The following is a 2,224-nucleotide window of genomic DNA, read 5'->3' on the forward strand; positions in this document are numbered from 1 at the left end:
TGCAGGGGTGGATGTGGGCGGCTTTGGCGAAGGGACAAAAATCCTCTCCCTGGTGCTTTTGCGCGACTATGGCTTCAAGTCGGTGAAGTTTGCCTGCGAGGACTGGCAAGTGGAATTCCACCTCGACACCGTCCCAATCGAGAAATACCCTCTTAACTCAAAAGGGCTTTTTGCAAAAATAACCCACGGACACCCGCAAGTCATTGGCAATTATATCGAGCTTGTTGCCCAGGAAATGAATTCGGCGGCAACAATCCTTCAAGCCAAAAATCTTTTTTTCCATTCAGAAAACAAGGATTTTCTCAATCCAACTTTCGATGTCAAAGGTCAATTTGGCTTCAAGCTTCTCACTGGTGAAAAGCAGGTGGCAAGTGGAAACCTGTATGTGGGCGGCCAAAGGGTTCATTATCTGTTTGATTCATGGAATACTCTAAACCACTTTAACCTCTGGCTTTACAAAGCCGACATATTGCCAAAAGACAGGGACCGCGCAAGAATCAGCCAAGACGATTTGGCAGCAGCCCTGGGCAAAACATTCGAAAAAACACACAAGGCAAAACTTGAGGATGCCTTGTTTTCCATCAAGCCAATATGGCACGATATAAATGCGTTTGAAACAAGCTATTGCTTTTTTGAGAAGCTGGTGGATAGGCTTGCCAAACTTGGCTCCAGGCCGGAATTTGAGGAGCAATATCTGGCCGAGGACACGCCATTCAATCCTTCCATCAATTCCGCACTTAAGGCTGCAGGCTACACACTAGTCCCTAAAGAATTTGCCGGGCTTGGCATGAAGACAACAAGCCAGAGGTATAAGGAGATGCAGTCGCACATGAAGCTGAAGCCAACCCGTGAGGAAAAAGCCAGAATAAGGATTTTGCAGCGTGCTGCAAAGCTTCTTAAAAAGGAGAACAAGGAAGTATTCATTTTTGACACCGAAGAAGAAAAAAGCGCAATACTGGGCCAGCATGCTGATTGCTATGTCTGGATTTCGCGGCAGGTGCTATCTGGCAGCTTTCATGAGGCGCTTGCCACTTATGTGCACGAGCTTGACCACAAATACGGCTCTGACCAAAGCGCGGAGTTCAGCTATGCGCTCACCGACAGCATGGCAGAAATTATCAGGGCCATTATGGCAAAACCGGAAGCTTTTGCAAAACTGAAGGAACGGTTGAAAAAACACTCAAGACAAGCCAAATCAGCATGAGGGCTCGAAGCAGGAAATATTGGCCTGGCCTTCCGCACCTTCAGAAAGCTTTCTGCCCATGATACTCATTGTCTGTAACAGCAGTGTCAGCTTGCCTTTGTCCCTGGCAATCTTTTTAACCTTGGGCGCACCAATAACACTTGCGGGTGTACCAGAGCCTGGTCTAATGGGCGGGACTTAAGTGACCTTTTTTGCTGCGCTAACGCTTGCAAAAAAGCTCAACCAAAAAACCTTTTGGCTGTCGAAAAGCGTCTAAATTCACTAAGCAATCCCGTGGCCTAGCGCCTACGTGGGTTCAAATCCCTCCACCCGCAAGAAGGGGGCATGTGCCCCCTTTCTAAACCCCCCAATGGAAATACATAAGAGATGCTGCTTCAGTTTCATCCTAATCTTGAAAATAAAAGTGTTTTAATGAATGCAAATAGAACAAACCAATTCTCCTACCCAAGTGCCTTCTCCCGCAACATCGGGCAGGGCACTTTGAATCTGTCCCAGCAGAAAAAACTAAAAGGAGCTAAAATTGCGCTTGTGGGGCTTGGAGGCCTGGGCTGTGCTGCTCTTTCAAACCTTGTGCGTGCAGGTGTTGAAAACTTCTGGCTTTGCGATTTTGACGTATTTGAAGTCTCAAACCTCAACAGGCAGGCTTTTGCAACAGCAAAAAACCTGGGCGATTACAAAGTTGATGCTGCAAAGGAGTTTGTGTTATCTGTTAATCCTGGGGCAAACGTGCAGACAAGCCGCAAAAAGCTTGATGAAAAACTTGCAAAAAGCATGTGCAACTGGGCCGATGTTGTGCTTGACTGCCTTGACAACCCATACCCAAAGGTGGTGCTTGCACGGGCTGCGAAAAGTGCAAAAAAACCGCTTGTTTTTGGTTCAGCTTCCGGCGTGTATGGCATGTCCTGCATGTTTGCTTGCGACAGAAATGAAGAGTTCAAGGGAAAAGGCAGCAGCACTATTGCAAACAACGTTTCTGATATGGAAAAAATCCTGAAATTGCCCTCTTACGGTGAAGGCCTG

Annotated in this window: 1 protein-coding gene; it reads left to right on the forward strand. The window is 47.1% G+C overall.

All coding sequences use genetic code 11. From position 1 onward, the window contains the following. Positions 1–1,570: 1,570 nt before the first annotated feature. On the forward strand, positions 1,571–2,224 hold a 654-nt coding region (locus FJZ26_05680; GenBank protein MBM3229898.1), incomplete at its 3' end, for a hypothetical protein.

The organism is Candidatus Parvarchaeota archaeon, from assembly GCA_016866895.1.
GTDB lineage: Archaea > Micrarchaeota > Micrarchaeia > Anstonellales > VGKX01 > VGKX01.